This window comes from Pseudomonas sp. GM25, assembly GCF_000282255.1.
GTDB classification, from domain to species: domain Bacteria; phylum Pseudomonadota; class Gammaproteobacteria; order Pseudomonadales; family Pseudomonadaceae; genus Aquipseudomonas; species Aquipseudomonas aphyarum.
This window is the reverse complement of record NZ_AKJQ01000044.1, coordinates 1-23,015: the sequence shown is the minus strand read 5'-3', so window position 1 is coordinate 23,015 and position 23,015 is coordinate 1. Positions and strand designations below refer to the sequence as shown.

Here is a 23,015-nt window from a genome sequence, read left to right as displayed (position 1 = left end):
TCGATGAACTGAAGCGACCCGCCTTCGAAACCTACTTAACTCATTGAATCTCAAGGAGTTTTCCGTTTCGACTGCGCCGGAAGTGGGGCGAATTATAGACCTCTGGAATTCGCCGTCAACCCCTTATTTCAACTTTACTCAGATTTCAGCGAAATCCGTGCAAAAGCCTTCTTGCCGGCCTGACAAACGTGAGTCGCGCCCAGTACGTATATAAAGGAACGATCAACCACCTCACCATCTACACGCACACCACCGGAGGCCAGCAGATCACGAGCAGCCGCCGAGTTCTTCACCAGACCGGCCTTATTAAGGACAGCAGCAATCGGCATATCCTCGGAAGCAGTCAACTCGACCTCTGGCAGATCATCCGGCAACTCACCATCTTTCATACGGTTACCCGCACCACGGTGAGCATTGGCCGCAGCCTCTTCACCGTGGAAGCGCGCAACAATCTCTTCGGCCAGCTTGATCTTGATATCGCGAGGATTAGCGCCCGCCTCTACATCGGCACGGAACGCATTGATCTCATCCATCGAACGGAAGCTGAGCAACTCGAAGTAGCGCCACATCAACGCATCAGGAATCGAGACCAGCTTGCTGTACATGACACCCGGCGCTTCCTGGATACCGACGTAGTTGCCCAGCGACTTGGACATCTTCTTCACGCCATCCAGACCTTCAAGCAACGGCATCGTCAGGATGCACTGCGCTTCCTGGCCATAACCACGCTGCAGCTCACGCCCCATTAGCAGGTTGAACTTCTGATCGGTACCACCCAGCTCAACGTCAGCGCGCAAAGCAACCGAGTCATAACCCTGAACCAGCGGATAGAGGAATTCGTGAATGGCGATCGGCTGATTGGTGGTGTAGCGCTTGTCGAAGTCATCACGCTCGAGCATGCGAGCGACGGTGTACTGCGAAGTCAGACGAATAAAGTCCGCAGGCCCCATCTGATCCATCCAGGTGGAGTTGAACGCGACTTCGGTTTTCGCCGGATCAAGAATCTTGAACACCTGAGTCTTGTAGGTCTCGGCGTTTTCCAGAACCTGCTCACGGGTCAAAGGAGGACGCGTGGCGCTCTTGCCGCTCGGGTCACCGATCATTCCGGTGAAATCACCAATAAGGAAGATCACCTGATGCCCCAGCTCCTGGAACTGGCGCAGCTTATTAATAAGCACAGTGTGACCAAGGTGCAGGTCCGGCGCAGTTGGATCGAAGCCGGCCTTGATTCGCAGCGGCTGGCCACGCTTGAGCTTTTCGATCAGCTCGGACTCGACCAACAGTTCTTCCGCACCACGTTTAATCAGCGCTAGCTGCTCTTCAACCGACTTCATAACAGACCCGCAAGGCTCAGATTCAAAGGGAACCAACCATACAAGATCGCGCACCAAATACAAGTTTTGCCCGGCGCACGGACGCCAATCCACAGACAGGGCGTCCACAGACTTGCTTCAGGGATGATTTGGTTATATTTTATACAGTTATTTCATCTTCATCATGTCATTCATCTTTTCCAATTCATCTTTTTCAAAGTCAAATTACTTATGACCACTGAACCGTCTAAAGCGCCACCGCTTTACCCGAAGACCCACCTGCTCGCCGCGAGTGGTATCGCCGCCCTTCTCAGCCTGGCGCTCCTGGTGTTTCCATCCAGTGATGTTGAAGCCAAAAAGACAACGCTGAGCCTTGAACTGGAAAGTCCTGCTGAACAACTGACACAAGATCAAGACGCTGCCGAGGCGGCTCAAGCCACAAACGAATCCGTAGCCTCTCCTTTCGCGCAGATCGAAAACAGCGCCGAAGAGACGCAGGAAACCGCTCAGGCTGCACCAGCGCCGACACCGGTAGCTGAAGAAAAGAAGGCTCCAAATCACAGGGAAGTGATCGTCTCCAAGGGCGATACGCTTTCTACACTGTTCGAGAAAGTCGGTCTCCCGGCCGCGGCCGTCCATGAAGTGCTGGCCAGCGACAAGCAAGCCAAGCAGTTCAGCCAGCTCAAACATGGCCAGAAACTCGAATTCGAATTGAATCCACAAGGCCAGCTGACCAACCTGCACAGCAAGGTCAGCGACGTTGAAACCATCACCCTGACCAAGAATGACAAGGGTTATGTGTTCAACCGCGTCACCGCCAAACCGACTGTTCGCACCGCCTACGTGCACGGCGTGATCAACAGCTCGCTGTCGCAGTCCGCTGCCCGCGCAGGCCTGTCCCACAGCCTGACCATGGACATGGCCAGCGTGTTCGGCTACGACGTGGACTTTGCCCAGGATATCCGCCAGGGCGATGAGTTCGATGTGATCTATGAACAGAAAGTGGTCAATGGCAAAGCCGTTGGCAATGGTCCGATCCTTTCCGCCCGGTTCACCAACCGCGGCAAGACTTACACTGCCGTGCGTTACACCAACAAGCAGGGCAACAGCAGCTACTACACCGCCGATGGCAACAGCATGCGCAAGGCGTTCATCCGTACACCGGTGGACTTCGCCCGCATCAGCTCGAAATTCTCCATGGGCCGCAAACACCCGATCCTCAACAAGATCCGCGCCCACAAAGGCGTCGACTACGCCGCTCCACGCGGTACGCCAATCAAGGCTGCCGGCGACGGCAAAGTGCTGCTGGCCGGCCGTCGCGGCGGTTACGGCAACACCGTGATCATCCAGCACGGCAACACTTACCGTACGCTGTATGGCCACATGCAAGGCTTCGCCAAGGGCGTAAAGACCGGCGGCACCGTCAAACAGGGCCAGGTGATCGGTTACATCGGCACCACCGGCCTGTCCACCGGCCCGCACCTGCACTATGAGTTCCAGGTCAACGGTGTTCACGTCGATCCATTGGGCCAGAAGCTGCCGATGGCCGACCCGATCGCCAAAGCCGAACGCGCCCGCTTCCTGGCACAGAGCCAGCCGTTGATGGCTCGCATGGACCAAGAGAAGGCCACCATGCTGGCTTCGAGCAAACGTTAAGCCATGGCTCTTTATATCGGCGTGATGTCCGGCACCAGTCTCGACGGGCTGGACATCGCCCTGATCGAGCAATCCTCGGCGATCAATCTGGTCGCCACGCACTACATTTCCATGCCAGATACCCTGCGCGCCGAGCTGCTTGGCTTGTGCGCCAGCGGCCCTGACGAAATCGCCCGTTCGGCGATTGCCCAGCAGAACTGGGTGAAGCTCGCCGCGCAAGGGATCCATACCCTCCTCGAACAGCAACAGCTCAAGCCTGAAGCCATTCGCGCGATCGGCAGCCACGGCCAGACCATTCGCCACGAACCTGCGCGCGGTTTCACTGTGCAGATCGGCAACCCTGCCCTGCTGACCGAGCTGACCGGCATCACAGTTGTCAGCGACTTCCGCAGCCGCGATGTGGCCGCCGGCGGCCAGGGCGCTCCTCTGGTTCCTGCCTTTCATGAAGCGTTATTCGAAGAGCATACCGGCAACCGCGCGGTCTTGAATGTCGGCGGTTTCAGCAATCTCAGTCTGATTGAGCCGAACAAGCCTGTAGCCGGTTTCGATTGCGGGCCGGGGAATGTGCTGATGGATGCCTGGATTCATCAGCAACGGGGCGAGAACTACGACCGTAACGGGCAGTGGGCAGCCAGCGGCAAGGTCGAACCGCCCCTGCTGAAAGCCCTGCTCAGCGATCCGTTTTTCGTGACCCAAGGCCCGAAGAGCACCGGCCGCGAAGTTTTCAACCTGCCCTGGCTGGAACAGAAACTGTCGCACCTGCCAGAGTTCGCACCCGAAAACGTACAGGCGACACTGCTCGAACTGACGGCGCTGACCATCGTCGAATCGCTGCAAAGCGCTCAATCGAATACCGAAGAGCTCTTGGTATGCGGCGGCGGCGCTCACAACGCCACACTGATGAATCGCCTGGCCGACCTGCTACCCAACACCAAGGTCGCCAGCACATCGACCCACGGCGTCGATCCGGACTGGGTCGAGGCCATGGCCTTCGCCTGGCTGGCCCACTGCTGTCTGGAAGGCATTGCCGCCAACCGCCCGAGCGTCACTGGCGCCAAAGGTCTGCGCGTACTCGGCGCCATCTACCCCAACTGACAAATCCCAGATAACAAAACGCCGCAGAACCGTGAGGTTCTGCGGCGTTTTATTGTGTTCGGTGAAGCGCGATCAGATCGAGAACGAGGAGCCGCAACCACAAGTGGTGGTGGCATTCGGGTTCTTGATCACGAACCGCGAACCTTCCAGACCTTCCTGATAATCCACCTCGGCACCCGCCAGGTACTGGAAGCTCATCGGATCGACCACCAGACTGACGCCTTCGCGCTCGACGATGGTGTCGTCCTCGGCCACATCTTCATCGAAGGTGAAGCCGTACTGAAACCCTGAACAACCGCCGCCCGTAACGAATACGCGCAGCTTCAAGCGATCATTCCCCTCTTCATCGACCAGGCTCTTCACCTTGTGCGCGGCACCTTGAGTGAATTGCAAAGCCGTGGGGGTGAAGGATTCGACGCTCATGCTGACTATCTCCCGGCGTTACGCCGCCATAATGCGTGATGACGCGCATTATCCGCTTGTCCTAGAAAATCGGTCAACTATTGTTACGGTATATCAATAAAGTTGATCAACCGACCAGAATGCAAAAAGGCCCGTCAGACGGGCCTTTTTACCAAGCAAGATCAGTCGTTACGGCAGCATGCCGGCGTGGGACAGACCAAAGCGCTCATCCAGACCGAACAGGATGTTCATGTTCTGCACCGCCTGACCCGACGCGCCCTTGACCAGATTGTCGATCACCGACAACACCACCACCAGATCACCATCCTGTGGACGGTGAACCGCGATGCGGCAGACGTTGGCGCCACGCACACTGCGGGTTTCCGGATGGCTGCCGGCCGGCATCACATCGACGAACGGCTCATTGGCATAACGCTTCTCGAACAACGCCTGCAGATCCACCGAGCGATCCACCACGGTTGCGTAGAGCGTGGAGTGAATGCCACGAATCATCGGCGTCAGGTGTGGCACGAACGTCAGACCGACATCCTTGCCTGCGGCACGACGCAGCCCCTGACGAATTTCCGGCAGATGACGATGACCTTTCACCGCATAGGCCTTCATGCTTTCCGACGTCTCGGAGTAAAGCGAGCCTACGGCAGCGCCACGCCCGGCACCGCTGACACCGGACTTGCAGTCGGCGATCAGGTGCGAAGCGTCGACAATGCCCGCTTCAAGCAACGGCAGGAAACCCAGCTGCGTCGCAGTCGGATAACAACCCGGCACCGCGATCAGGCGTGCTTTCCTGATCTGCTCACGATTGACTTCCGGCAAGCCGTAAACCGCTTCGTCCAGCAGCTCCGGCGCGCCGTGCGGCTGGCCGTACCACTTGGCCCATTCATCGGCGTCCTGCAGACGGAAGTCTGCCGACAGGTCGATGACCTTGGTGCCGGCCGCCAGCAATTCGCCGGCCAGTGCGTGGGCAACGCCGTGCGGAGTGGCGAAGAACACCACGTCGCAAGCGCCCAGGGTCTTGATGTCCGGCACGCTGAATGCGAGACCGTCGTAGTGACCGCGCAGGTTCGGATACATATCAGCCACGGCCAGACCGGCCTCGGATCGGGAAGTGATCACTACCACTTCTGCCTGCGGATGCTGTGCCAATAGACGCAGCAGTTCGACACCGGTGTAACCCGTGCCGCCGACGATACCGACCTTGACCATAAACCTGCCCTCAACGAACCCACTGGAAAGCCGTCGATAATAGGGGCCGCGCGCCCCTGCGACAACCGCCAAGGTGACGTGTGGACGCTCAAGCCTCTACTATCCGGCCTACCGTGAATCAGGGAATAACCAAAAATGCTCTATCTGTGGATCAAAGCGCTACATATCGTCAGCATCGTGTGCTGGTTTGCCGGGCTCTTCTATCTTCCGCGACTGTTCGTTTATCACGCACAAAGTGAAGACACGATCAGCAAGGAACGCTTCAGCATCATGGAGCGCAAGCTCTATCGCGGCATCATGGGCCCGGCGATGATCGCCGCGCTGATCTTCGGCGGCTGGCTGATCTATCTCAACCCGAGCATCTTCAGCAGCGGTGGCTGGATCCACGCGAAACTGACCCTGGTCGTGCTGTTGATCGGTTACCACCACATGTGCGGCGCGCAGGTAAAACGTTTCGCCCGTGGCGAGAACACCCGCAGCCATGTCTTTTATCGCTGGTTCAATGAAGTGCCGGTTCTGATATTGCTGGCTATCGTAATTCTGGTCGTGGTCAAGCCGTTCTAACTTCAACAAATACAACTTTCCGGGGTACTTCCTATGTCGCTGCCCGCTCTGCTCGAACAACGTCTGCGCCTGCCCGTAGTGGCGGCGCCGATGTTTCTGATCTCCAATCCTGAACTGGTGCTGGCGTGCTGCCGTAACGGCGTAGTTGGCAGCTTCCCGGCGCTGAACCAACGCGAAAGCAGCGGGTTCAAGGCCTGGCTGGAGCAGATCGAAGCGGGGCTGGCGACATTGGAGAACCCGGCGCCGTACGCGGTCAACCTGATTGTTCACAAGAGCAATCCGCGTCTGGAGGCGGATCTGAACATCTGCGTCGAGCACAAGGTGCCCATCGTCATCACCAGCCTCGGAGCGGTGAAGGAAGTAGTAGACGCCGTGCACAGTTACGGCGGCCTGGTCTTCCACGACGTGACGACCCGTCGCCATGCCGAGAAAGCCGCCGAGGCCGGTGTTGATGGTTTGATCGCCGTCGCAGCCGGTGCCGGTGGGCACGCCGGGACTTGGAGCCCGTTTTCGCTGATCGCCGAGATCCGCGAGTTCTTCGACAAGACCCTGTTGCTTGCAGGATGTTTGAACCATGGGCATGAGATTCTCGCCGCACAACTGCTCGGCGCGGATCTCGCCTACTTCGGTACGCGATTTATCGGCACCACTGAAAGTCATGCGCCTGACGCCTATAAGGAGATGCTGCTGACTGCCAAAGCCGCCGACATCATTCATACTCCTGCCGTGTCCGGTGTACCGGCCAGTTTCATGCGTCAAAGCCTGGAGGCCGCCGGTTTCGACATGGCAGCCCTGCAAGGCAAGGGTGAAGTGAATTTCGGCGACAAGCTCAAGCCGATCAACGACGAAGCCAAGGCCTGGAAAACCGTGTGGTCTGCGGGTCAGGGCGTGGGGCAGATCGACGATCTGCCAAGCGTGGATCAACTGGTGGCGCGTCTCGACGCCGAATACCGCCAGGCCCTGGAGCACGCAGCGCAACTGCCGAAACGCTGGCCACGTTGAATGAAACCCGGCCAGTCGCTGTCTGACTGGCCTTAGACTCAATTTATTTCGCGACAAGGATGCCTCGGCCATGAGCGAACCCCGTTACAAGATCGTTTTCGACGGCGCGCTCCAGCCTGGCGTCGATATCACCACGGCCAAGCTCAACCTGGCCGATCTGTTCAAAAGCGATGTCGCCGCCATCGAGCGCCTGTTCAATGGCCGCACCGTCGCGCTCAAGCGTGATCTGTCCCACAGCGATGCGCAGGCTTATCTGCAAGCGCTGGGCAAGACCGGGATCGATGCCCGGATCGAAACCGAAACGCCCATCGAGCTGAACCTGTCGGATGTTCACGAGCAAAGCGCCGCCGTCGCGGAGCCTGACTCGCCTTATGCGCCCCCTCGCGCCACCGTCGGTGAAAACCTGCCGGCATTCGCGCCTCTCAAGCCGCTCAGCGTTGAAGGCCGGATCGGCCGCTTGCGCTACCTGGCATGGTCGATGGTGTTGAGCCTGGTCGCCCTGCCAATCGTCAGCGTGTTCGCGTTGATCGGTCTGGGCCTGGTGAGTGCCGACTCGACGACCGGCCTGATCATCGGCGGTCTCCTCGCTTTCTTCCTGTTTCTGGCCTTCGCGATCGTCGGGATCCTGTTCAGCATTCAGCGCCTGCACGATATCGGCTGGTCCGGGTGGCTCTGGCTGCTGACGCTGGTGCCGTTCGTGGGCAGTTTCTTCCCGCTGGTGATCATGATCGTGCCGGGCAATACCGGCGCCAACCGCTATGGCCCACCACCTCCGCCGAACAGCACGGCAGTCAAAGTGCTGTGTTCGCTGTGGATCGTGTTTATCGGGCTGTTTTTCATGGGTGGCATGCTGGGCGGGATTACCGCCATCCAGCAGGAATACGAAAGCAGTCTTGAAAGCAGCTACGAGAGCGGTTCGGTGACCACCGATGAAATCGATGTGGAAGTCGAGCCCGCCGCGAATTCGGCAGACGATGCAGCCGAAGCCGCCCTCGCCCCTGTAGACTCTGCGAAAGAATGAACAACGCTCCCCGCCGTGACACCTGCGTCCACGGCGCGGCGCTGTTGCGATGGAGATTTGCATGACCCGTTACGCTCTGATCACCGGCGCCTCCAGCGGCATCGGCCTGGCCATGGCCGAAGCCCTGGCGCGCCGTGGCCGCAGCCTGATTCTGGTGGCTCGCCAGCGTGATCAGCTGGAAAGCATTGCGATTGAACTGACCCAGCGCTTCGGCGTGGAGGTGCTGTTCCGCGCCTGTGACCTCGGTGAGCCGCTGCGCCTGTCCGGTTTTCTGCTGGAGCTTGAAGAAGGCGATCGGCAGATCGATCTGTTGGTCAATTGCGCCGGCATCGGTACTTGCGGCCCGTTCCTGGCCCAAGACTGGATGACCGAACAGGATCTGATCGAAGTGAACATCCTCGCCCTCACCCGCCTCTGCCATGCCATCGGCAACAGCATGGCGTTGCAGGGCGGCGGGCAGATTCTCAATGTCGCGTCGGTGGCGGCCTTCAACCCCGGGCCCTGGATGAGCACCTACTACGCCAGCAAGGCGTATGTACTGCATTTCTCGGAAGCGCTGCGGGTGGAACTGAAGAAGTGTGCGGTCAAGGTGTCGGTACTCTGCCCCGGCCCGACCCGCACCGCGTTCTTTCGCACCGCGCAACTGAACAACGACAAACTCAATGCCAGCAAACTGCTGATGAGCCCCGAGGAGGTCGCGCTGTATACCGTGCGCGCCCTGGAGAAAAACCGCGCGATCATCATTCCCGGACGCCGAAACCGCTGGTTCGCCTTTCTGCCTCGACTCGGTTCGCGCTGGCTCAATCGCACGATTGTCGGCATGGTCAACAAGGCTTACTGCCCTCGCTGAAGGGCCGGCAGGCAAATGGCTGGGCGCGGTGTACCCTCGTGGGTACACTCAGGCCAGCTCACACAACGGAGAAAACAGCTGTGGATACTCTGTTCACCAAGATCATCAACCGGGAAATCCCGGCGAAGATCATCTACGAGGACGACCAGGTTCTGGCGTTCCACGACATCGCCCCACAGGCACCGGTGCATTTCCTGGTGATCCCGAAGAAACCGGTGCGCACCCTCAACGACCTGACCGAAGACGACAAGGCACTGGCCGGGCATATCCTGTTCACCGCCCAGCGTCTGGCGCTGGAGCTGGGTTGCGAGGAAGGCTTCCGGGTGGTGATGAACTGCAATGAAATGGGTGGGCAGACGGTCTACCACATTCACATGCACGTACTCGGTCAACGCCAGATGAACTGGCCGCCGGGCTGATTGAACCCAAAGATCGGTGGGAGCGCCCTGCTCCCACATGACCCAGCGCAAACCTTCCCCGGCCGATTCGGTTAAACTGGCCGCCGAGATTCTTCCCGGAGGTCAGCATGACTACCCAACGTCACTACTCGCCCATTGATCGTCTTCTGCTGCAAGCCGATGCCGCGATGCGTACCTTGCTGCCCTTCAGCGGCCAGCCGTACCGTCCGTCGCCGGCAATCGTGCAGCCCGATGTGCAGATGAGCGATGAAGACACCCGCCACGTCGCCGGCCTGATGCGCATCAACCACACCGGTGAAGTCTGCGCCCAGGCGCTGTATCAGGGCCAGGCGCTGACCGCCAAGCTGCCACAGGTGCGCGAGGCCATGGAGCATGCGGCCGAAGAAGAGATCGATCATCTGGTCTGGTGCGAACAGCGCATTCACCAGCTGGGCAGCCACACCAGTGTGCTCAACCCACTGTTCTACGGAATGTCGTTCGGCATCGGCGCTGTCGCCGGGCTGATCAGCGACAAGGTCAGCCTCGGATTTGTCGCGGCGACCGAACATCAGGTGTGCAAGCATCTGAACGAGCATCTGGAGCAACTGCCGGCCGAGGACGAAAAATCCCGGGCGATTCTGGAGCAGATGCGCATAGATGAAGAACATCACGCGGAAAGCGCACTGGAGGCCGGCGGCTTCCGCTTCCCGGCGCCGGTGAAGTTCGGCATGAGCCTGTTGGCCAAAGTGATGACCAAGAGCACTTACCGGATCTGAAAAACGCCCACAAAAAAGGCGACTGCCGCAAAGCAGTCGCCTTTTTTTGTGCCCGGATTTCTTAGCTCGGCATATTGCGCGCGTAGAAGATTTCCAGCATTTCGTGTTTCACACGCTCGGTCACCTGAGCGCGTTGCTCGGAAGACAGGTTGCTGGTGGCATCGCCGAACAGGTAGTTGTCCAGTTCGAAGTTCTTCAGCAGCATTTTGGTGTGGAACAGGTTTTCCTGGTACACGTTCACGTCGGTCATCTGGTACGCGTCACGGGTGTCTTCGGAAAGGTAGTTCTGGATCGAGTTGATCTCGTGGTCGATGAAGTGCTTGTTGCCTTCAACGTCACGGGTGAAGCCGCGCACACGGTAATCCACGGTCACGATGTCCGAATCGAACTGGTGAATGAGGAAATTGAGCGCTTTGAGCGGTGAAATGACACCACAGGTCGACACGTCGATGTCCACACGGAAGGTCGCGATACCGGCGTCCGGATGGATTTCCGGGTAGGTGTGCACCGTGATGTGGCTCTTGTCGAGGTGGGCCAGGATGATTTCGGGCAACGGGCCCGGGGACTCTTCGATCTGGCTTTCGGTCGGGGTCACCGGCTCTTCCGAGATCAGAATCGTGACGCTGGCACCCTGAGGCTCATAGTTCTGACTCGCAATGTTCAGAATGTTGGCACCAATGATTTCGACAACTTCCGTGAGGATCTGCGTCAGGCGTTCGGCGTTGTACTCTTGATTGATGTACTCGACGTAAGCCTGCTGGTCTTGCGGGGTTTCCGCGTAGCAGATGTCATAGATGTTGAAGCTCAAGGTCTTTGTCAGGTTATTGAACCCGTGGAGCTTGAGTTTGCTTTTCACCGTTAAAAACTCTCTATGTATGCGGCACGGCCGCGTGATCAAGCATGCCCGTCAAGTGCGAACAACGCACCTGCGTAGGACGGTTAACACCTCTTCGCGATGGCGATTTTGGTTATCTGTTCAGGCGGATGACCCGTCGGTTGACTGATCACGGCCCTGAAAAAAGTGGCGCATTATGCAGACGTCAGCGGGGGATCGCCAGAGTCTGCACTGCTTTTATGATAGTTGAATGTCGGCTCAGCCGAGTTCAACGATTTCGTAGTCGTGGGTGATCGCCACGCCGGCCGCGCCGAGCATGATCGAGGCCGAGCAATACTTCTCGGCAGACAGTTCGATGGCGCGTTTGACCTGGGCTTCTTTCAGGCCCCGGCCCTTGACCACGAAGTGCATGTGGATCTTGGTGAACACTTTCGGATCTTCGGTCGCGCGCTCGGCTTCCAGAAAGGCTTCGCAGCTTTCAACGGCCTGACGGGACTTCTTCAAAATGCTGACCACGTCGAAATTGCTGCAACCGCCGACACCCAGCAGGAGCATTTCCATCGGGCGGACACCCAGGTTACGACCACCGGCGTCCGGCGGACCGTCCATGACCACGACATGACCGCTGCCGGATTCGCCGAGGAACATGGCTTCGCCAGCCCATTGGATGCGTGCCTTCATCGCCAAGACTCCACTGTAGAAAAAAGGGTCGCCAGCTTAGCACAGGGCCCCGCCCGGACAGCGAGCACGTTCCTGGGACGAATGCACCTTTAACGTAGGTGATTTCTCGAAATTTCGACGAAGTGTCTGGTAAGCTGGCGCCAATTCACTGGCGCCTTCGCCAGACTGTGTAGCGACCGCCTCAGCGCCTCATATAAAAACCAAATATAACCGTGCAGTCTTTTCGGGATACAACCATGGTTGGTATTACCCCCACACCCAAAATCAAGAACCTCGACAAGCTGCTGATGCATTGCCAGCGCCGGCGTCACGCGGCCAAGAGCAACATCATCTGCGCCGGGGATCGTTCCGACACGCTGTACTTCATCATCCGCGGTTCGGTCACGATCCTGATCGAGGACGACGACGGCCGCGAGATGATCATCGCCTACCTGAATGCCGGGGACTTCTTCGGCGAGTTGGGTCTTTTCGAAGAAGCCGGCCAGGAACAGCAGCGCAGCGCCTGGGTGCGGGCCAAGGTTGAATGCGAAGTGGCGGAAATCAGCTACACCAAGTTCCGCGAACTGTCGCAACAGGATCCAGACATTCTTTACGTCCTCAGCGGACAAATCGCACAACGTCTGCGCAACACCACACGCAAGGTCGGCGACCTGGCGTTCTTCGACGTCACCGGTCGTGTCGCTCGCTGCCTGCTGGAACTGTGCAAACAGCCGGATGCGATGACTCACCCGGACGGCATGCAGATCAAGGTGACCCGTCAGGAAATCGGCCGGATTGTCGGTTGTTCGCGAGAGATGGTCGGTCGCGTGCTCAAGGATCTTGAGGAACGCAACCTGGTGGATGTGAAAGGCAAGACCATGGTGGTCTTCGGCACTCGCTGAGTTCCAAAGCTCAGCCGGCGTAGATCTGCGCCAGCATCAAACGAAAGAGTTCATCGAGACGCGCCAGTGCATGGGGCGCCGGGAATTTCTCATGCAGAGCGATGTGGCTGGCGGCACGTACCCGTTGCTCCAGACCACATGCTTCGTTGAAGCGGTTGACCGCCGCAACCATCGACTCACGTTCGTCATCCACCAGCATCGCCCCGTGCACCAACCCCACCGGACGCTGACCACCCTGACTCTGGCGCCAGCGCTGAGCGGTGCCGACCATCTTGCGACCGTCGAGATTGACGTTGAAGCGACCGTCGCAGAACGCACCGTCGATTTCACCCAACGACGAAGCGCCACCCAACTCATCCAGCAACTCACAGATCGGATCGCACAGCCGCCGGTAACCGGTTTCGATGCGGTTCAGATCGCCTTCGCTGCGAGGCGGCGCGTAGACAAGCGCAATGTTGATGGTCGACGCCGATTGCGGAACCGGTTCGCCGCCGGTTTCCCGCAGCAACACCGGCCAGCCGGCAGCAGCGGAGACTTCGCAGGCGTGATCGAAACCGGGCAAGCGATTCAAACGGCGCGGCATGACCAAAGCGCGATCGCTGGGCTGCCAGAAAAGCAAGCCGAATTCGGCATCACCAGCGCAGACCGAGGCCAGCAGATCCTGTTCGGCTTGCAGGCCGGCTTCGATGGTCAGGGAAGTTGGAGTCATCAAGGTATCCACCAGACAGTTAAATCTGTAGAGCTTTCAATGCCGTCATCGCGAGCAGGCTCGCTCCCACATTGGAATGAGTTTCCCTGTGGGAGCGAGCCTGCTCGCGATTGGATTCGACTCGGTCTACCGGAACTCAGTCGAGAGTCGAACCGCTCACCGGAACGCCGCGCTCAGGGAAGAACAGACGCTGCAGTTCGATGCCCGGGCTTTCGGCGCGCATGAATGCTTCGCCGACCAGGAACGCGTAAACGTCGCTGATTTCCATCAGTTCGACATCGGCACGGTTGAGGATGCCGCTCTCGGTGATGACCAGACGATCGCGCGGAATGCGCGGCAGCAGGTCGAGGGTGGTTTCCAGGCTGACGTCAAAGGTGTGCAGGTTGCGGTTGTTGACCCCGACCAGCGGCGTGTCGAGGGTTTTCAGCGCGCGCTCCAGCTCATCGCCGTCGTGCACTTCCACCAGCACATCGAGACCGACGTCTTTGGCGACCGACGCCAGTTCGGCCATTTTCACGTCATCCAGCGCGGAGACGATCAACAGTACGCAATCGGCGCCCAGGGCACGGGCTTCGACGATCTGGTACGGATCGATCATGAAGTCCTTGCGGATCACCGGCAGCGAGCACGCCGCGCGGGCCTGTTGCAGGTAGGCATCGGCGCCCTGGAAGTAGTCGATATCGGTCAGCACCGACAGGCAGGTCGCCCCGCCCTTCTCGTAGCTTTTGGCGATGTCGGCGGGAACGAAGTTCTCGCGGATCACGCCCTTGCTCGGCGACGCCTTCTTGATTTCGGCGATCACTGCCGGTTGTTTCTTCTTGGCCTGCGCCAGCAATGCCTGGGCAAAACCACGGGGTGCATCGGCCGCCTTGGCCAGACTTTCCAGCTCGCTCAGGCTCACACGGGCGCTACGCTCGGCGACTTCCTGAACCTTGCGGGCCAGAATGTTTTCCAGAACCGTCGGTACACTCATCCCTCATTCTCCACTTTGAATACCGCGGTAAAGGCACCCAACTCCTCGAGTTTTTCCCGAGCAAGACCGGTGTGCAGAGCGTCGTGGGCCAGTGCCACGCCCTCTTTCAGACTTGTCGCCAGATCGGCGGCGTACAGCGCCGCACCGGCATTGAGCACGATCATTTCGGCAGCCTTCTGACCGTTCTCGGTCTTGCGCTTGCCCAGTGCATCGCGGATCAGCGCCAGCGACGCTTCCGGGCCTTCGACCGACAGGCCGTGCAGGCTCTGGCTCTTCATGCCCAGATCTTCCGGCTCGACCCAATATTCGGTGATCTGATCGTCTTTCAGCTCGGCGACAAAGGTCGGCGCCGCCAGACTGAATTCGTCCAGACCGTCTTTCGAATGCACAACCAGCACGTGCTTGCTGCCCAGACGCTGCAAGACTTCAGCCAACGGCCGGCACAGCGCCGGGGTGAACACGCCCACGACCTGATGTTTCACACCGGCCGGATTCGTAAGCGGGCCGAGCATGTTGAACAGCGTGCGCAGGCCGAGATCGCGACGCGGGCCGGCGGCGTACTTCATGGCTTTGTGGTGGGTCTGGGCAAACATGAAACCGATGCCGACGTTGTCGATGCAGCGCGCCACCTGAACCGGGGTCAGGTTGAGGTAGATGCCGGCGGCTTCCAGCAGATCGGCGCTGCCGCTCTTGCCCGACACCGCGCGGTTACCGTGCTTGGCCACGGTGCAGCCAGCCGCGGCGACCACAAAGGAAGAAGCGGTCGACACGTTGAAAATGTTTGCCCCGTCACCGCCGGTACCGACCACATCGACCACGCGGTCGAGGGTCTGGAGTTCGACCTTGTCCGCCAGCTCGCGCATCACCGACACGGCACCGACGATCTCGTCGATGCTTTCGCTCTTCATGCGCATCGCCATCATGAACGCGCCAATCTGCGCGTCCGTGCATTGGCCAGTCATGATTTCGCGCATCACGTCGCGCATTTCATCGGTGCTGAGGTCGAGGTGATCGACGATACGGCTCAGGGCTGTCTTGATATTCATGGAAAGTCCTTAGCGCGTGCCGCCGGTTTGTTTGAGGAAGTTGGCGAACAGTTCGTGGCCCTGCTCGGTGAGGATCGATTCCGGGTGGAACTGTACGCCCTCGATGTTCAGGGTCTTGTGACGCAGGCCCATGATTTCGTCGACCGAACCGTCATCGTGCTGGGTCCACGCGGTCAGCTCCAGGCAATCGGGCAACGTTTCGTGTTTGACGATCAGGGAATGATAGCGGGTGACGGTCAGCGGACGGTTCAGACCGGCAAACACGCCCTTGTCCTCGTGAAATACCGGGCTAGTCTTACCGTGCATCACCTGGCGGGCGCGGACAACGTCGCCGCCAAAAGCCTGGCCGATGGACTGGTGACCTAGGCAGACACCGAGGATCGGCAGTTTGCCGGCGAAATGCTTGATGGCTTCGATGGAAATGCCGGCTTCGGTCGGAGTGCACGGGCCCGGGGATACGACGATCCGCTCAGGGTTGAGCGCTTCGATTTCGGCGATGGTCAGTTCGTCGTTGCGCACCACTTTGACCTCGGCACCCAGCTCGCCGAGGTATTGCACAACGTTGTAAGTAAAGGAGTCGTAGTTGTCGATCATCAGCAACATGGCGTTTCGAACCTCTTGAATTCTGACTTGAAGACAGCCTTCGGATGACTTGCCAGGGCGCTGCACACTGGCGGACGCGCAGGTCGCATCGGCACAGCGGCATTTCAAACGGGCAAGGAAGGCAAAGCGATACAGATCCGGCGGGGCCGGCAGAAAAGATTCAGGCGCGCCAACGCCAGCGGGCGTGTGCCTTGATGACTTGATCCAGAAGTTTGCTGGTGATCAACACGGGGAAGGTCTCGTTCATACGTTTCGGCACAGTAACTTAGCTGGGCGGAGCGTGCAATATGGCCGGGGCCGTGGGGGATAAAACAATGGGAGGGTTGACGACCGATGGCAAAACGCCGGAAGTTTTTGGTACTGTCGTTTCGTTCACTACAACAATAAATAAACGGACTTGCTCATGATCAAACAGACGTTGTTTGTACCGCTCGCCGGATGCCTGCTCGCGATGGCCTGCGCCCAGGCGAACGCCGCACCCAATCCCTATTCGAATTTCGTGGTCTTCGGCGACAGCCTCAGCGACGCGGGGACCTTCACCGACAGCGGCGGTCCCGCCGGGTCGGGCGAACGCTTCACCAACCGCACGGGCCCGAACTATCAGGACGGCAGCGGTGAGTTCTACTCCCTCAACGCCACCCAATTGCTCGGCGGCCGTCTCGGCTTCACCCCGGACCAGACCGCCTCCTCGTCTTCTACCGTACGCCCCGACCAAGGCTTGCCGGATGGCAACAACTGGGCCGTCGGCGGTTACCGCACCGACCAGATTCTCGACTCGATCACCAGCCAGTCCGCCACTGGCGAACGCACCCGCGCCGGTTATCTGCCGTCGAACGGTTTCCGCGCCGACCCGAATGCCCTGTATTACCTGACCGGGGGTGGCAACGATTTTCTCCAGGGCCGCGTCACCAGTCTTCCTCAGGCGAATGCCGCCGCCGATCGACTGGTCGACAGCGTACGCACGCTGCAAGGCGCCGGCGCCCGCTACATCATGGTCTGGCTGTTGCCGGACATCGGCCTGACCCCGGCCATCAACGGCTCGCCGCTACAAGCCTTCACCTCGCAACTCAGCGCCCAGTTCAACACCGAGCTGGTCAGCCAGTTGCAGAGCGTCAATGCCAACGTCATCCCGCTGAACGTCCCGGTTCTGCTCAAAGAGGCATTCGCCAATCCGGCGCAGTTCGGCCTGGCCACTGACCAGAATCTGGTCGGTACCTGCTTCAGCGGCAACAGTTGCACGGAGAACGCGCGGTACGGGATCAACAGCGCCACCCCGGATCCGACCAAGCTGATCTACAACGACGCCGTTCACCCGACCGAAGCCGGGCAGCGCCTGATTGCCGATTACGCCTACTCGTTGCTGGCCGCACCATGGGAAGCGACCCTGTTGCCGCAAATGGCTCAAGGCACCCTGCGCTCGCATCAGGATGAACTGCGCAATCAGTGGCTGGCGGATTGGGAAAACTGGCAGGCCGTTGGCCAATGGCGGGCAATTGTCGCCGGTGGCGGCCAGCATCAGGATTTCGACAGCCAACGCAGCGGCGCCAGCGCCGACGGCAACGGTTACAACCTGAACATCGGCGGCAGCTACCGTCTCAACGACGCCTGGCGCGTGGGCGTGGCGGCCGGTTTCTACAATCAGAAGCTCGAAGCCGGCGACAACGACTCGGACTACAAGCTGAACACTTATCTGGGCACCGCATTCGCCCAGTACCAGCAGAACCGCTGGTGGGGTGACGCCGCCGTGACCGCCGGGCATCTGGATTACGACAGCCTCAAACGCAAATTCCAGCTGGGGGTCAACGAACGCGGCGAAAAAGGCGACACCGACGGCTATGTTCTGGCCTTCAGCGGACGCGTGGGTTACGACATTGCGCCAGAAGCGAGCAGCCCATGGCACCTGTCTCCATTCGTCAGTGCGGATTTCGCCAAGGTTGAAGTCGATGGTTACTCGGAAAATGGCGCCGACTCCACCGCACTGACGTTCGATGACCAGTCGCGCATCTCCCGCCGTCTCGGTCTCGGGATCCAGGGCAAGTACCAGATCACCTCGCAGACCCAGGTGTTCGGCGAACTGGCCCATGAGCGCGAGTACAACGACGACACCCAGAATGTGACGATGAACCTCAACAGCCTGCCGAACAACCGCTACACCCTGGCCGGCTATGCCCCTCAAACCAACCTGAACCGCCTGAACCTGGGCGTGAGCCACAACCTCACCAAGGATCTGGCATTGCGCGCCAGCTACGACATCCGCAAGGATGACGACTTTACCCAGCAAGGGATCAACGTCGGCGTAGCGCTCGACTTCTGATTCGCAGGCCATAAAAAACGCGGCGCCCTCACAGGCGCCGCGTTTTTTTTATGGCTGAGTCATCAATCACTCAGTCCGGAGTTTGCTCGGCCAATGCAACAGCGCGGAACATCGCCCGACGCTTGTTGATGGTTTCTTCCCACTCCAGCGCCGGCACCGAGTCGGCGACGATGCCGCCACCGGCCTGCACGTGCAGCTCGCCGTTCTTGATCACGGCGGTGCGGATCGCAATCGCGGTGTCCATGTTGCCATTCCAGGCGAAGTAGCCGACCGCGCCGCCATACACGCCACGCTTGACCGGCTCCAGCTCGTCGATGATTTCCATCGCGCGGATCTTCGGCGCGCCGGACAAGGTGCCCGCCGGCAGGATCGCCCGCAGCGCGTCCATCGCCGTCAGCCCGGCTTTCAACTGACCGGTGACGTTGGACACGATGTGCATCACGTTGGAATAACGCTCGATGACCATCTTCTCGGTAAGTTTCACTGAACCGATTTCCGAAACGCGCCCGGTGTCGTTGCGACCGAGGTCGATCAGCATCAGGTGCTCGGCGATTTCCTTGTCGTCGGACAGCAGGTCTTCTTCCAGCGCCACGTCCGCCTCTTCGGTGGCGCCGCGAGGACGGGTGCCGGCAATCGGGCGTACGGTGATCAGGTTGTCTTCGACCCGCACCAGCACTTCCGGCGAACTGCCGACGACGTGGAAATCGCCGAAGTTGAAGAAGTACATGTACGGCGTCGGGTTGAAGCAACGCAGTGCGCGGTACAGATCGATCGGCGCCGCCTTGAAGTCGATCGACATGCGCTGGGACGGCACGACCTGCATGCAGTCACCGGCGAGGATGTATTCCTTGATGGTGTCGACGGCTTTTTCGTAGTCGTCCTGGGTGAAACTGGAGCGGAACACCGGCTCGGCCGCCTGCTGCTTGCTGAAATCCAGGCCACGGCGCGGGGTGATCGGCTGACGCAGTTTTTCCAGCAGTTGCTGCAATTGCGCCTGGCCCTGCTCGTAGGCATCGGCCTGCGCCGGGTCGGCCAGCACGATCGCGTGCATCTTGCCGGCGAGGTTGTCGAACACCACCACCGCATCGGAGACCATCAGCAGAATGTCCGGCACGCCCAGCGGATCCGGGTTCGGGCATTTGCCGAGGCGCTTCTCTACATAACGCACACAGTCGTAACCGAAGTAGCCGACCAGGCCGCCGTTGAAGCGCGGCAGACCGGCAATGGTCGGCACGTTGTAGCGGGCCTTGAAGGTTTCGACGAAGGCCAGCGGGTCTTCAACGTCGTGGCTTTCGGTCTCGACGCCATCGACGGTGATGCTGACGTGATGATCGTGAACCCGCAGCACGGTGCGGCACGGCAGGCCGATGATCGAGTAACGGCCCCATTTCTCGCCGCCCTGCACCGATTCGAGCAGGTAGGAGTTGGGCTGGTCGGCCAGTTTCAGGTAGATCGACAGCGGGGTGTCGAAGTCGGCCAGGGTTTCGCAGGCCAGCGGGATGCGGTTGTAGCCGTCAGCGGCCAGACGCAGGAATTCTTCGCGGATCATAGGGTGCCTCGTGGTGTGAGGTGCAAATCAGTCAGGTGTGCAAACGCGCCGGCAGGCCGGCCAGGAACAAGTCAGGCGCGCCAACGCCAGCGGGCCAGGGCCTTGATGACTTTCATCCAGAGTTTGCGGGTGACCACCACGATGGCGTTTCCAGAAGGGGATTGAGAAGCGTCGGGCAACGTTATCTCAGCGGCCGTATCCAGGCAACCGGGAATTAGCTTGCGCAGATCGTCGATCACCAGCGCCGGGGATTCCTCGGCAATCGGCCGGCCATGGTTGTAGCCATAACTCAGCCCAACGCATTTGACCCCCGCCGCTTTCGCCGCCAGCACGTCGCTGCGCGAATCACCGACGAACAGCGATTGCGAGGCCGGAATGCCGGACATCTTCATGACGAAGAACAGCGCCGCCGGATCAGGCTTCTTTTGCGGCAGGGTGTCGCCGCCGATGATCCACTTGAAGTAGCGGCCGATCTTCATCTGATCCAGCAGCGGCGCGACGAAACGCTCCGGCTTGTTGGTGATCAGCGCCATGGCCACGCCCTGTTTGTGCAGCCATTTCAGGGTGTCGCGCACGCCGGGATAGACCACGGTCAGCTCATGGCTGGCGCCATAGGCTTCCATGAAAACCTCCAGCGCATGCTCGGCTTCGACGTCATCCACGGAGGAATGATCGATGCCGCCGGCCAACGCGCGGCGCACCAGCACCGGCGCACCGTTGCCGACCCACTCGCGCACCGACTCGATACCGGCAGGCTTGCGCCCGAGGGAGAGCAGCATGTTATCCACTGCCGCCGCCAGGTCGGGTACCGAATCGATCAGCGTGCCATCCAGATCGAACATCACCAACCGCGGCAGTTGCCCCGGGAACAACTGCTCAAAACCGCTCATGGGCGAGCCAGCGCCAGTTCGGAACGCATCTTGTCGATGACTTCCTGATAGTTCGGCGCATTGAAGATCGCCGAGCCGGCCACGAAGGTGTCGGCGCCGGCAGCAGCGATTTCGCGGATGTTGTTGACGTTGACGCCGCCGTCGATTTCCAGGCGGATGTCACGGCCCGAAGCATCGATGATCGCCCGCGCTTCGCGCAGCTTGTCGAGGGTGCCGGGGATGAACTTCTGCCCGCCGAAGCCCGGGTTGACGCTCATCAGCAAGACCATGTCGACCTTGTCGATCACGTACTTGAGCACGTCCAGCGGGGTCGCCGGGTTGAACACCAGGCCGGATTTGCAGCCGCCTTCACGGATCAGTTGCAGGGACCGATCGACGTGCAGCGTAGCTTCCGGGTGGAAGGTGATGTAGGTGGCGCCGGCCTCGATGAAGTCGCCGACGATGCGATCCACCGGGCTGACCATCAGGTGCGCGTCGATCGGCGCGGTCACGCCGTACTTGCGCAGCGCGGCGCAGACCATCGGGCCGATGGTCAGGTTCGGCACATAGTGGTTGTCCATGACATCGAAGTGGACGAAGTCGGCACCGGCGGCCAGAACGTTGTCCACTTCCTCGCCCAGGCGGGCGAAGTCGGCGGAGAGAATCGACGGAGCAATAACGAAGGGCTGCATGACGCACCTTTTCTGAGCTAAATCACGATGGCGCGCATTGTATACCTCAAGTTTCCGCGCGCGCACCGTGACCGCGATGATTGGGTTGTGCCATGACCGGCGGCCGGCAGTTTCTCAGTACGCCGCCCGGTAGATCTTCTCGATGTCGACGGCGCTGAGCTTGCGCGGGTTATTGCGCATCAGGCGCTCGATTCCCGCAGCCTCCACGGCCATCGCCGGGATCGCCTCTTCGGGCACGCCGAAACTGCGCAGACCCAGCGGGATTTCTACCGCTGCGCACAGTTGGGTCATCGCCGCGACGGCGCTATCGGCCGCTTCATTGAGGCTCAGATGAGCGGTCTTCACCCCCATGGCTTCGGCAATATCCTGCATCCGTTCGACGCAGGCCATCTTGTTCCAGGTCATGACATACGGCAGCAGCAACGCATTACTGACGCCGTGGGCAATGTTGAAACGTCCGCCCAGCGGATACGCCAGCGCATGCACGGCACCGACTCCGGCATTGCCGAACGCCATGCCGGCCATCAGGCTGGCGGTGGCCATGTCTTCCCGGGCCTGCAGGTTGGAGGGATTGGCGTAGGCCTTGGGCAATGACCGGGCGATCAGCTTGATTGCGCCGATGGCCAGCGAGTCGGTGATCGGCGAGGCATTCAGCGACAGGTAGGATTCGATGGCATGCACCAGCGCATCGACACCACTGGCGGCGGTGACACTGCGCGGACAGGTCAGGGTCATCTGCGGGCTGACCAGCGCCACGTCCGGCAACAGGTAATCGCTGACGATGCCTTTCTTCAGTTGGGCGACCTTGTCCGAGAGGATGGCGACGTTGGTCACTTCAGAACCGGTGCCGGCCGTGGTCGGGATGGCGATCAGCGGCGGGCCTTTGCGCGGCACCTGATCGACGCCGAACAGATCTTCCAGCGCGCCGTGATAACCGGCATAGGCGGCAACACTCTTGGCGATGTCGATGGCACTGCCGCCACCGAGGCCGATCAAGCCGTCATGCCCGCCCTCTCGGTAGACACGCATGCAATCCTCGACGATGGCGATTTCCGGATCCGGCAGTACCCGGTCGAAGATTTCGTACTCGCGCTCACCGATTTGCGCCAGCGCCAGCTCCACCGTGCCGGACTTGACCAGCGCGGCATCGGTGACGATCAGCGGGTTGTCGATGTCCAGCCGGGTGAGTTCGGCCGCGAGTTGCTCGATGGCCCCGGCGCCGGTGATCAGTTTGTGAGCAATCTTGAACGAGGAAAGACTCATCGTGCGCAGCCTCTTATAGATGTGGGAGCTGAGCACAAGCGTAGCTGGGGAATTCGGGTTGTCTGTCATTCAGCGCATGAATGACTAACCCTTGTGGGAGCGAGCCTGCTCGCGATAGCGGAGGTTCAGTCGACATCATTAGTGCATGTCAGTCCGTCATCGCGAGCAGGCTCGCTCCCACAGGTTATCGGGTGGGGTTCAGACCTGAGCGGTACGCAGTTTCTCGCTACGTCCACGCAACCATTCCAGCGTCAGCAGCAGGATCACCGAGAAGGCAATCAGCAAAGTGGCAGGCGCCG

23 protein-coding genes and 1 pseudogene are annotated in these 23,015 nt (G+C 60.0%); 10 read left to right on the top strand and 14 right to left on the bottom strand.

Annotated elements, in window-relative coordinates:
• Positions 1 to 134 precede the first annotated feature (134 nt).
• The gene (tyrS, locus tag PMI24_RS17935; RefSeq protein ID WP_007956332.1) at positions 135 to 1,334 is read right to left on the bottom strand and encodes a tyrosine--tRNA ligase; all 1,200 of its coding nucleotides are present in this window, start codon (positions 1,332 to 1,334) and stop codon (positions 135 to 137) included.
• 210 nt (positions 1,335 to 1,544) lie between these two features.
• Here tyrS and PMI24_RS17930 point away from each other — a divergent pair, with 210 nt between their 5' ends.
• Together PMI24_RS17930 and PMI24_RS17925 are read left to right on the top strand one after the other, a co-directional pair.
• Positions 1,545 to 2,969, top strand: coding sequence for a peptidoglycan DD-metalloendopeptidase family protein (locus tag PMI24_RS17930; protein ID WP_007956331.1), 1,425 nt, complete (start codon positions 1,545 to 1,547; stop codon positions 2,967 to 2,969).
• Positions 2,970 to 2,972: 3 nt separating this feature from the next.
• Entirely contained in the window at positions 2,973 to 4,064 is a 1,092-nt protein-coding gene (locus tag PMI24_RS17925) for an anhydro-N-acetylmuramic acid kinase (RefSeq protein WP_007956330.1), read from the top strand.
• A 72-nt stretch (positions 4,065 to 4,136) separates the two neighbouring features.
• Here PMI24_RS17925 and erpA read toward each other — a convergent pair whose 3' ends face one another.
• Positions 4,137 to 4,487 (bottom strand): iron-sulfur cluster insertion protein ErpA, encoded by a 351-nt coding sequence (erpA, locus tag PMI24_RS17920; RefSeq protein ID WP_003228776.1) that lies wholly within the window; start codon positions 4,485 to 4,487, stop codon positions 4,137 to 4,139.
• A 168-nt stretch (positions 4,488 to 4,655) separates the two neighbouring features.
• Positions 4,656 to 5,690, bottom strand: a complete 1,035-nt coding sequence (argC, locus tag PMI24_RS17915) for an N-acetyl-gamma-glutamyl-phosphate reductase (RefSeq protein WP_007956329.1) — start codon at positions 5,688 to 5,690, stop codon at positions 4,656 to 4,658.
• 135 nt (positions 5,691 to 5,825) lie between these two features.
• Here argC and hemJ point away from each other — a divergent pair, with 135 nt between their 5' ends.
• From hemJ to coq7, 6 genes are all read left to right on the top strand, one after another.
• A complete protein-coding gene (gene hemJ, locus PMI24_RS17910; protein WP_007956328.1) occupies positions 5,826 to 6,254 on the top strand; it encodes a protoporphyrinogen oxidase HemJ in 429 nt (142 codons plus the stop codon).
• Between the two features lie 33 nt (positions 6,255 to 6,287).
• Positions 6,288 to 7,256: an NAD(P)H-dependent flavin oxidoreductase gene (locus PMI24_RS17905; protein WP_007956326.1), complete on the top strand. Its 969-nt coding sequence runs from the start codon at positions 6,288 to 6,290 to the stop codon at positions 7,254 to 7,256.
• Between the two features lie 70 nt (positions 7,257 to 7,326).
• The gene (locus PMI24_RS17900; RefSeq protein ID WP_007956323.1) at positions 7,327 to 8,277 is read left to right on the top strand and encodes a DUF805 domain-containing protein; all 951 of its coding nucleotides are present in this window, start codon (positions 7,327 to 7,329) and stop codon (positions 8,275 to 8,277) included.
• Between the two features lie 61 nt (positions 8,278 to 8,338).
• Positions 8,339 to 9,127 (top strand): SDR family NAD(P)-dependent oxidoreductase, encoded by a 789-nt coding sequence (locus tag PMI24_RS17895; protein ID WP_007956321.1) that lies wholly within the window; start codon positions 8,339 to 8,341, stop codon positions 9,125 to 9,127.
• Positions 9,128 to 9,207: 80 nt separating this feature from the next.
• On the top strand, positions 9,208 to 9,546 hold the full coding sequence (locus tag PMI24_RS17890; protein WP_007956318.1) for a histidine triad nucleotide-binding protein: 339 nt from the start codon (positions 9,208 to 9,210) through the stop codon (positions 9,544 to 9,546).
• Positions 9,547 to 9,653: 107 nt separating this feature from the next.
• Complete coding sequence (gene coq7 / locus PMI24_RS17885; RefSeq protein WP_007956317.1) at positions 9,654 to 10,301, top strand: 2-polyprenyl-3-methyl-6-methoxy-1,4-benzoquinone monooxygenase; 648 nt, start codon at positions 9,654 to 9,656, stop codon at positions 10,299 to 10,301.
• A 61-nt stretch (positions 10,302 to 10,362) separates the two neighbouring features.
• Here coq7 and speD read toward each other — a convergent pair whose 3' ends face one another.
• Together speD and PMI24_RS17875 are read right to left on the bottom strand one after the other, a co-directional pair.
• Positions 10,363 to 11,157 (bottom strand): adenosylmethionine decarboxylase, encoded by a 795-nt coding sequence (speD, locus tag PMI24_RS17880; protein ID WP_007956315.1) that lies wholly within the window; start codon positions 11,155 to 11,157, stop codon positions 10,363 to 10,365.
• 237 nt (positions 11,158 to 11,394) lie between these two features.
• A complete protein-coding gene (locus PMI24_RS17875) occupies positions 11,395 to 11,817 on the bottom strand; it encodes an OsmC family protein (protein ID WP_003228794.1) in 423 nt (140 codons plus the stop codon).
• 236 nt (positions 11,818 to 12,053) lie between these two features.
• On the opposite strand from PMI24_RS17875, the gene crp reads away from it, so the two are divergent.
• Positions 12,054 to 12,698 (top strand): cAMP-activated global transcriptional regulator CRP, encoded by a 645-nt coding sequence (crp, locus tag PMI24_RS17870; protein ID WP_007956313.1) that lies wholly within the window; start codon positions 12,054 to 12,056, stop codon positions 12,696 to 12,698.
• A gap of 10 nt (positions 12,699 to 12,708) precedes the next feature.
• Here crp and PMI24_RS17865 read toward each other — a convergent pair whose 3' ends face one another.
• From PMI24_RS17865 to PMI24_RS17850, 4 genes are all read right to left on the bottom strand, one after another.
• Positions 12,709 to 13,407: a lipoate--protein ligase family protein gene (locus tag PMI24_RS17865; protein ID WP_007956312.1), complete on the bottom strand. Its 699-nt coding sequence runs from the start codon at positions 13,405 to 13,407 to the stop codon at positions 12,709 to 12,711.
• Between the two features lie 136 nt (positions 13,408 to 13,543).
• Positions 13,544 to 14,380: an indole-3-glycerol phosphate synthase TrpC gene (gene trpC / locus PMI24_RS17860; protein WP_007956311.1), complete on the bottom strand. Its 837-nt coding sequence runs from the start codon at positions 14,378 to 14,380 to the stop codon at positions 13,544 to 13,546.
• Positions 14,377 to 15,426: an anthranilate phosphoribosyltransferase gene (trpD, locus tag PMI24_RS17855; RefSeq protein WP_007956310.1), complete on the bottom strand. Its 1,050-nt coding sequence runs from the start codon at positions 15,424 to 15,426 to the stop codon at positions 14,377 to 14,379. Before trpD ends, trpC begins: the two co-directional genes overlap by 4 nt.
• A gap of 9 nt (positions 15,427 to 15,435) precedes the next feature.
• On the bottom strand, positions 15,436 to 16,029 hold the full coding sequence (locus PMI24_RS17850) for an aminodeoxychorismate/anthranilate synthase component II (protein ID WP_007956309.1): 594 nt from the start codon (positions 16,027 to 16,029) through the stop codon (positions 15,436 to 15,438).
• A 403-nt stretch (positions 16,030 to 16,432) separates the two neighbouring features.
• On the opposite strand from PMI24_RS17850, the gene estP reads away from it, so the two are divergent.
• Entirely contained in the window at positions 16,433 to 18,343 is a 1,911-nt protein-coding gene (estP, locus tag PMI24_RS17845) for an esterase EstP (protein ID WP_007956308.1), read from the top strand.
• Positions 18,344 to 18,413: 70 nt separating this feature from the next.
• Here the strand turns inward: estP and trpE are convergent, their stop codons facing one another.
• The 5 genes and pseudogenes from trpE to PMI24_RS29225 form a co-directional block, all read right to left on the bottom strand.
• Positions 18,414 to 19,892, bottom strand: coding sequence for an anthranilate synthase component I (gene trpE, locus PMI24_RS17840; protein WP_007956307.1), 1,479 nt, complete (start codon positions 19,890 to 19,892; stop codon positions 18,414 to 18,416).
• A 71-nt stretch (positions 19,893 to 19,963) separates the two neighbouring features.
• Complete coding sequence (locus tag PMI24_RS17835; RefSeq protein ID WP_007956306.1) at positions 19,964 to 20,782, bottom strand: phosphoglycolate phosphatase; 819 nt, start codon at positions 20,780 to 20,782, stop codon at positions 19,964 to 19,966.
• Positions 20,779 to 21,453: a ribulose-phosphate 3-epimerase gene (gene rpe, locus PMI24_RS17830; RefSeq protein ID WP_007918813.1), complete on the bottom strand. Its 675-nt coding sequence runs from the start codon at positions 21,451 to 21,453 to the stop codon at positions 20,779 to 20,781. Before rpe ends, PMI24_RS17835 begins: the two co-directional genes overlap by 4 nt.
• Positions 21,454 to 21,567: 114 nt before the next feature.
• Positions 21,568 to 22,716 (bottom strand): iron-containing alcohol dehydrogenase, encoded by a 1,149-nt coding sequence (locus PMI24_RS17825; RefSeq protein ID WP_007956304.1) that lies wholly within the window; start codon positions 22,714 to 22,716, stop codon positions 21,568 to 21,570.
• Between the two features lie 198 nt (positions 22,717 to 22,914).
• Positions 22,915 to 23,015, bottom strand: a pseudogene (locus PMI24_RS29225) (ABC transporter permease); the annotation flags it as partial.

What these genes read in the sequence shown, in the direction of transcription:
- tyrS (WP_007956332.1), bottom strand. Translation starts at nt 1,334, where the DNA reads ATGAAGTCGGTTGAAGAGCAGCTAGCGCTGATTAAACGTGGTGCGGAA.
- PMI24_RS17930 (WP_007956331.1), top strand. Translation starts at nt 1,545, where the DNA reads ATGACCACTGAACCGTCTAAAGCGCCACCGCTTTACCCGAAGACCCAC.
- PMI24_RS17925 (WP_007956330.1), top strand. Translation starts at nt 2,973, where the DNA reads ATGGCTCTTTATATCGGCGTGATGTCCGGCACCAGTCTCGACGGGCTG.
- erpA (WP_003228776.1), bottom strand. Translation starts at nt 4,487, where the DNA reads ATGAGCGTCGAATCCTTCACCCCCACGGCTTTGCAATTCACTCAAGGT.
- argC (WP_007956329.1), bottom strand. Translation starts at nt 5,690, where the DNA reads ATGGTCAAGGTCGGTATCGTCGGCGGCACGGGTTACACCGGTGTCGAA.
- hemJ (WP_007956328.1), top strand. Translation starts at nt 5,826, where the DNA reads ATGCTCTATCTGTGGATCAAAGCGCTACATATCGTCAGCATCGTGTGC.
- PMI24_RS17905 (WP_007956326.1), top strand. Translation starts at nt 6,288, where the DNA reads ATGTCGCTGCCCGCTCTGCTCGAACAACGTCTGCGCCTGCCCGTAGTG.
- PMI24_RS17900 (WP_007956323.1), top strand. Translation starts at nt 7,327, where the DNA reads ATGAGCGAACCCCGTTACAAGATCGTTTTCGACGGCGCGCTCCAGCCT.
- PMI24_RS17895 (WP_007956321.1), top strand. Translation starts at nt 8,339, where the DNA reads ATGACCCGTTACGCTCTGATCACCGGCGCCTCCAGCGGCATCGGCCTG.
- coq7 (WP_007956317.1), top strand. Translation starts at nt 9,654, where the DNA reads ATGACTACCCAACGTCACTACTCGCCCATTGATCGTCTTCTGCTGCAA.
- PMI24_RS17875 (WP_003228794.1), bottom strand. Translation starts at nt 11,817, where the DNA reads ATGAAGGCACGCATCCAATGGGCTGGCGAAGCCATGTTCCTCGGCGAA.
- crp (WP_007956313.1), top strand. Translation starts at nt 12,054, where the DNA reads ATGGTTGGTATTACCCCCACACCCAAAATCAAGAACCTCGACAAGCTG.
- PMI24_RS17865 (WP_007956312.1), bottom strand. Translation starts at nt 13,407, where the DNA reads ATGACTCCAACTTCCCTGACCATCGAAGCCGGCCTGCAAGCCGAACAG.
- trpC (WP_007956311.1), bottom strand. Translation starts at nt 14,380, where the DNA reads ATGAGTGTACCGACGGTTCTGGAAAACATTCTGGCCCGCAAGGTTCAG.
- trpD (WP_007956310.1), bottom strand. Translation starts at nt 15,426, where the DNA reads ATGAATATCAAGACAGCCCTGAGCCGTATCGTCGATCACCTCGACCTC.
- PMI24_RS17850 (WP_007956309.1), bottom strand. Translation starts at nt 16,029, where the DNA reads ATGTTGCTGATGATCGACAACTACGACTCCTTTACTTACAACGTTGTG.
- estP (WP_007956308.1), top strand. Translation starts at nt 16,433, where the DNA reads ATGATCAAACAGACGTTGTTTGTACCGCTCGCCGGATGCCTGCTCGCG.
- trpE (WP_007956307.1), bottom strand. Translation starts at nt 19,892, where the DNA reads ATGATCCGCGAAGAATTCCTGCGTCTGGCCGCTGACGGCTACAACCGC.
- PMI24_RS17835 (WP_007956306.1), bottom strand. Translation starts at nt 20,782, where the DNA reads ATGAGCGGTTTTGAGCAGTTGTTCCCGGGGCAACTGCCGCGGTTGGTG.
- rpe (WP_007918813.1), bottom strand. Translation starts at nt 21,453, where the DNA reads ATGCAGCCCTTCGTTATTGCTCCGTCGATTCTCTCCGCCGACTTCGCC.
- PMI24_RS17825 (WP_007956304.1), bottom strand. Translation starts at nt 22,716, where the DNA reads ATGAGTCTTTCCTCGTTCAAGATTGCTCACAAACTGATCACCGGCGCC.